Below are 6,246 nucleotides of genomic sequence, written 5' to 3'. Positions count from 1 at the left end.
GCTCAGAAGTATAGTTCATGCACCAACATGTATTGTGAACAGAGCCGAAGTATTAATGCATCATTTGGTATATATATAAGTTCATCTGAAATTTCTGGCGACATTATCAACAACAAAGATATTTCATCTTCGTATAGATATGGTGAGGGTTTAAGAACTTCTAGATCTACCGTAGGCGGTTCAGTCATAAATAATGGAACTCTTGCAGGAGCTTCGGGAATATCCGTAAGTAGCAGCAACATCACATCCATCATAAACAATGGCAAGATAAATACTGAGAAAGGTGGTATAAAAGCCTCTAACTATTCTGAGGAAAGTTATACTCTTGGTAGCATTATCAATAATGGTTCGATAAGTGTAAGTGGCTACGACTCTTCAGCCATTAATCTTCACCAGGACCTCAGCGACAGTCTAATTAACAATGGTTCTATAGAAACCACAGCTCAGGAAATAGACCTCTTCGAAGAAAACGGCATCGATCCGGATATTTCCTCTTACGTTAAAATAGCTGATATCCCCTATAGCTATGACATTGGCGAAGAAAAACACATTTTTGATGGAACCTTTGATTTATATCAAAAGCCTGGATCTGATCTCTATGCAGTAAAAAGCCTGAGAGGAGAAACAGAGGAAGGAGCTATTTATATTATTATTAAATCAGATTCAGTACCTGATAATTATTCATCATTTGTCCACATTTCATTTGGACAAGAAATTAACACTTCGTACCTGGTTTACCAGCTGGCCAATGGTGATGTGGTAACAGGAGGTGTAGATGCTGCTGAAGGTGGTTTTTATCAGCGTAACCCTGAGTCAACTACCGTCAGAATTTCCAGCGACATCAGTAATAGCTTTATTAACAATGGTTCTATAACAACTGTTACCGGAACCGGCATTCTGCTACAAACAGGCAGCTCTGTGGACATTGTTAACAATGGAGATATTACGGGCCCAGTTGCCATTGATGCTGTATTCTCAGATGCCTTGCGCCTTAATCAAAATAGCGGCCATATTCGTGGTGATATTTATGGTTCTGTAGAAAGCAACGATCAGCTCACCCTAAGCGGGGGCCGTATTGATGGTAACCTGTATAACATTGAAACGATAACTATCGATGGTTCTGTAACATGGGCGGGTGAGACAGAGCAGGGACAACCCCCTTATAGCGGTTATTATTTTTTCCCATCACTATTCCCAATAATTCCCGGCCAATTCCTGCCTGTATTCACTGAATCACAGCATACATTTCATATTGCGCCAACAGGAGAACTCAATCTTCCCTCTCCAGTAGCTATCGAGGCCGACTACTCCCAGCAAGGTACGGTTAACGTGTATCCAGCTTCAACCACTGAGGCTTACATACAAGTCGACGGTTCCGCAACGATTGAGGAAGGCGCTGTTATCAACGTGCGTCCATCAGTGTACGGTAACGTCACCTACCCCATCCTTTCCTCAACCAACACCCTCACTGTTGCAGATGACGTATTAAACCTGAGCGGCTCTTTTATCTATGATATTGAGCAGCAGGTTGTTGGTAATACCCTTGAAGCCCATGTAACTCAAACCGACCTGACTCAAACGGTTTTGATTGAAACCAATAACTCTAATCTGGCTGTTTTTGCAGGAACCCTCCAAACAGCACTCAATGGCTTAAGTGGTACAGCACTGACCTCCACCCTTGAACAGCTAGGCGATATTCAAACAGCGGAACAGTTTGATAATGTTATTTCCAATGCCATTCCCGGCCTCGACAACGAAACCCAATCCGCTCTGCTGGCGGCAGCCAATGCCGTTCAGGATGGTGCTTTCAATAATATTCTTTCTCACCTTTCCGACCTGCGTAACTCCGGCTCTGGTGTAGGCACCGGTGATCTTCCTTACAGTGGTGGTGTGTGGGTCAAAGCCCTTCATACCGAAGCTAACCAGGGTAAGCAGCGTGATGGTGCTATGACCTACAACGGTTATAAAGCTCGCAGCAAAGGCTTCACGTTAGGTGGTGATTTAGAGTTAACACCAGAATGGACTGTGGGTAGCGCTTTAAGCTTTGCTGACGTGTCTGTGAATGTAAAAAATTCCGGTAATAGCACAACCATGGATAGCTACCAGCTCAGCATTTATGGTGATTGGCAGCGTGATAACTGGTTTGCCAACGGTATCGTGAATTTTGGTTATAACGATGTTGAGTCAAAGCGTTCTGCTGGTTCTACCCGTTACGAAGCCGATTATGGCAGCAAGCAATATGGCCTGAATCTGACTGGTGGCTACCAATTCTGGTTTAACAAGAAAGACTCTCTGGTAGAGCCTCAACTGGTGATGAACTACAGCCTGCTGGATACCGACTCCTACAAAGAGAAGTCCAGAGCTGGTGATGTTGTTAAGGTTTCACCTGACAATAAAGAAGTTTTCGAGCTGGGTGCCGGTGTACGCCTGAGTCATCTGGTTGAAACGGACCGTGGACCACTGTTACCAGAACTCTCTCTGTTTGCTTTCCATGACTTTAAAGCAGACAAAGTCACTCAGGATGTAAGCGCTGAAGTCTTTAACCTTCCTCTCAGTTTCCGCACCGTGGGTATTGAACCTGAAAAGACACGCTATCAAGCAGGGCTGGGGCTGGCTTACTGGATGGACAATAACTTAAGCCTGTCGTTCAACTATGACCATATCTGGCAATCCGGCTTTAAAGCCGACTCTGTTCAAGCCAAGGTTCGCTACGACTTTTAAAACCATTCAGGTCTGATAAAACGCCCAGTACATTCTGGGCGTTTTCGTTCTATGGGCTTCTCACTAACTTGCCAGAACAGTCTGCAGCCAAGGCCACGCCTGCTTCTTACGGCTCAGGGTGTTTTCCATCACCAACATACCGTCTTCTTTAGCATGTTCAGCCAAACGGCTGCTCCATTCACCTTGGAACAGCAACTGGGTAGTAGACGTTGAGATATTGGTTACCATCAAGGCAGCCAGCCTCAGGCTGCTTTCTTCGCAGCGCTTCTTCAGTTCAGCCTGTAGTTCGTCAATCTTGTCGTCAGTCTGCTCAAAGCTGGCGATTTCAATCTGGCCAACAACCAGAGTTTGCTCTTCAAAAGGATATTTTTTCAGGTCACGGTCAACCAGGCTAGCAATATTCAGACCTTCCAGATTGGTCTTAACACGCATTAATTGGGCGCAGAATTCTTCCAGATTAATACCGGCAATCTCAGCCAGAACTGCAGCTGCCTGCTTGTCTTTTTCAGTGCAGGTTGGAGAACGGAATGCAACTGTGTCGCTCACAATAGCACCCAGCATCAACACTGCTTGTGGGCGTGCGATTTCAACGTTTTCCAGCTTGTGCAGGTTGAACAGAATGGTGCAGGAGCAGCCAACAGGCCAGATCCAGGCTTCCAGCGGATTTACGGTAGTGATGTCACCCAAACGGTGATGGTCAACAATACCAACGATTTCTGCTTCGTTAATACCTTCAGGAGCCTGAGACAAATCAGTGAAGTCCACCAGCCAGACTTTTTCACCAGCTACGGAACCACAGATTGCAGGAGCTTCAACGCCCGCCTGCTGCAGAATAAAGGCAGTTTCACCAGTCACTTCACCCTGAGCAACGGCAACAGCTTCCATGCCACGGGCAGCTTTCAACCACTCAGCAGCAACCAGTGCAGAACAAATACTATCGGAATCGGGATTGGTATGACCTACAACCTGAATCATCGCGCCCTCTTATATAAACACGGCTAAAAAGATGGGCGTAGATTACAGAAATAATCAGCGGCATCGCATCAGCATTAACCGCTCAAGAGGTCAGCCAATATTCAATCAAGGCCATACAACGGCCAAGAGGATGTGTAGTTGTGGTTTTGTGAAGTTGATCGGCTAGCTGTTTTGCCTGACCAGATAAAGAGTTGAGATTTTCCAGCGCAATTGGGAGAACACTGGCAAACTCAGAAGGCGGTGCTGTCAGCGAACAACCAGTCTGCTGACACCTGTTGGATAACAATTGCTGTTCAAGGTGAAGCGGCAAATGAAGTTGAGCCACTCCTGCCTGCAGACATTCCGCTGCCAGCTGATGCCCCCCATGACTTATAACAAGTTGAGCATTCTCTAAAGCATCACCAATATGCACCGGTTGATTGGTCAACATCAGGTTTGTGTTGCTATATTGCCGCTGAAGCCGTGGAGATATTTCCGGTATATACACAACCGCAGGTAAGCCAGTTTCCGCAATGCTTTTGAGTTGTGAATCTAAATGCTTTTGAACTTTCAAATAAGCAAAGATTTTCGGGCCATGGATATCTGGCCATTGTGGGGGTGAACCGTTTCTTTCAGATTCCGGAATACCACCATAAAAAACCTGCGGGCGCTTACCAAGATGATCCAGCTCTGCAAGCGTCATTAGAAACGTTTCATTCACCTGATAAATATCCGCCAACTGGTTGATGGGGCTTATACCCTGTATTGCCAGTGCTTTGTTGCAATATTCCACAACGTATCTTTCATCAGATTTTATAGCGTCTGTAGAAAGAGATTCATGGAGTTGGGAAAGTGGATATTCTGGTGCAGGGCAAGTAAAGCCATCGCCAAAGTTAATTCTGGGTATGCCCATATCCCTGGAAACCATAAGCGCTGTTGGCGCATGATCCGTAATAATCATATCGGGCTGTAATTCACAGAGTACCTGATACCAGTTAGCAACCAAACGATTCAAGACATCAGGGTGACCATAGCCAACATTAAACAACACATGAACGTAGGCAGGAGTTTGTTCTAAGTGGTTGGGCAAATGGCCCTTATAGTAAGGCGCTTGCACATAACGTATGTTATTAAGTTGCTGGCAAAGTGGAGAAAAAAAACTGCAGGCTTTTTCTTTATGACGAGCAATAAGAGTGATCTGGTGCCCTGCAGCCAGCAACTCCTTTGTCAAAGCATACAAACGGGAAAGGTGACCAAATCCTCCGCCCAACTCCCAGGCAAGAACAATATGTGCCATTCATCTATTTCTTTTCAGCGACTGAATTATCATGCATGCCAAGGAAGTGAAAGAAAAGGGCGTTTAAGTTTATAAGTTGAAGTGCAACTACATCTCTACTGGTTTCACTTTGTTCCCCAAAGCATCCTTTTTCGGAATGGGGTCACCTCTACAAAAAAACTGAGCCGATTTATCCAAAACAATTTTCGCCTGCTCTCGCAATGGAAGCCGCTGAAACTGCGAGAACGTGAATAAGCCCCGGCCTGTAATCAACACATAATCGAACGTTCGATCCAGCACAACTTATCCCCTTCCCAGTACTGCACCCCGAGCCCCCTCAACAATATCCATGACCTCAGTTTGCAACTCAGAACTAACACCAATATCCGTCAGAGTTTCTCCCAAATGCTGGGCAACAACATCAAAGTGATGATCTGTAATACTTAAATTCGCATGGGCTTCTGCCAAACCACGCACATCAGCGTCTACCGGCCCCTCAAAAGCCATAGACATAAAAGCCACCTGTTTTTTGGCCAACTTATCCAAATCCAAATCAGTAAAGAAGTAACCCACTTCCGGATCCCTGGAGACTCGCTCGTAAAACGTATTGACCGCAAGAAGTACCGCAGGCTCACCTCCAATACGGTGAAAAAGTGTCTGTTTCTTATCGCTACCCTGAGACATAACTGGCATCCTCCAGACGGGGTTTCCATGCAAAACCAGTTAATGCTAGCTCCTGAATCAAGGGGTAAACCTTTCCTTTTGGTATATATATACAGCTTTGATTACTTAAAGAAATAAGACGTGAACAATCACTGAACACTGTTTGTTGTCTGGCTTCTTTGTGGAAATGGGGTGGCAGAATAATTCTTCATCGTCTTTATTCAGTTCTTTCCAGATAAAGGGCTCAACATGTCGGGCTACAAGCTTCACCCGGATCGTCTTTTTTCTTCCGATAACAAAATTCGGGATATCGCCCGGAATATTTATTCCAGCATCCGGGATTTACCCATCATCAGCCCCCACGGTCATACCGATCCAAACTGGTTTGCAGACAACCAGCGTTTCGCCAATCCAGCGGATTTTCTGATCAAGCCTGATCGCTACATTTTTCGAATACTTTATAGCCAAGGCATTTCACTGCAAAGTTTAGGCATCTCTCCTGCATGGGATGCAATGTTGAGCAAGACCCAAGAGAAGCCTGTCGTCTATGAACTTTGAACTTTGAACTTTGAACTTTGAACTTTGAACTTTGAACTTTGAACTTTGAGCTACTAAACCGTACAAGTGCCGCT

General features: G+C 45.3%; 5 protein-coding genes. 2 read left to right on the top strand and 3 right to left on the bottom strand.

Annotated features, from left to right (window positions below; genetic code table 11):
* Positions 1-2,721 (top strand): autotransporter outer membrane beta-barrel domain-containing protein (locus tag QMA35_RS20565; RefSeq protein ID WP_281649022.1); only part of this gene is annotated, 2,721 nt, incomplete at its 5' end.
* A 63-nt stretch (positions 2,722-2,784) separates the two neighbouring features.
* Here the strand turns inward: QMA35_RS20565 and QMA35_RS20560 are convergent.
* From QMA35_RS20560 to QMA35_RS20550, 3 genes are all read right to left on the bottom strand, one after another.
* Positions 2,785-3,696: a manganese-dependent inorganic pyrophosphatase gene (locus tag QMA35_RS20560; protein WP_281649021.1), complete on the bottom strand. Its 912-nt coding sequence runs from the start codon at positions 3,694-3,696 to the stop codon at positions 2,785-2,787.
* Positions 3,697-3,778: 82 nt separating this feature from the next.
* Complete coding sequence (locus tag QMA35_RS20555; RefSeq protein WP_281649020.1) at positions 3,779-4,972, bottom strand: hypothetical protein; 1,194 nt, start codon at positions 4,970-4,972, stop codon at positions 3,779-3,781.
* A gap of 282 nt (positions 4,973-5,254) precedes the next feature.
* Positions 5,255-5,635 carry a group 1 truncated hemoglobin gene (locus QMA35_RS20550; RefSeq protein WP_281649019.1) on the bottom strand — a complete coding sequence of 127 codons (381 nt, stop codon included), beginning with the start codon at positions 5,633-5,635 and terminating at the stop codon, positions 5,255-5,257.
* 228 nt (positions 5,636-5,863) lie between these two features.
* On the opposite strand from QMA35_RS20550, the gene QMA35_RS20545 reads away from it, so the two are divergent.
* On the top strand, positions 5,864-6,172 hold the full coding sequence (locus QMA35_RS20545) for a glucuronate isomerase (RefSeq protein ID WP_281649018.1): 309 nt from the start codon (positions 5,864-5,866) through the stop codon (positions 6,170-6,172).
* Positions 6,173-6,246 lie beyond the last annotated feature (74 nt).

Origin of the sequence: Parendozoicomonas sp. Alg238-R29 (genome assembly GCF_947331445.1) — a bacterium.
In the GTDB taxonomy this organism is placed as follows: Bacteria; Pseudomonadota; Gammaproteobacteria; order Pseudomonadales; family Endozoicomonadaceae; genus Sansalvadorimonas.
The sequence above is the reverse complement of the archived record's forward strand: the minus strand, read 5'-3'. Positions and strand labels throughout refer to the sequence as shown.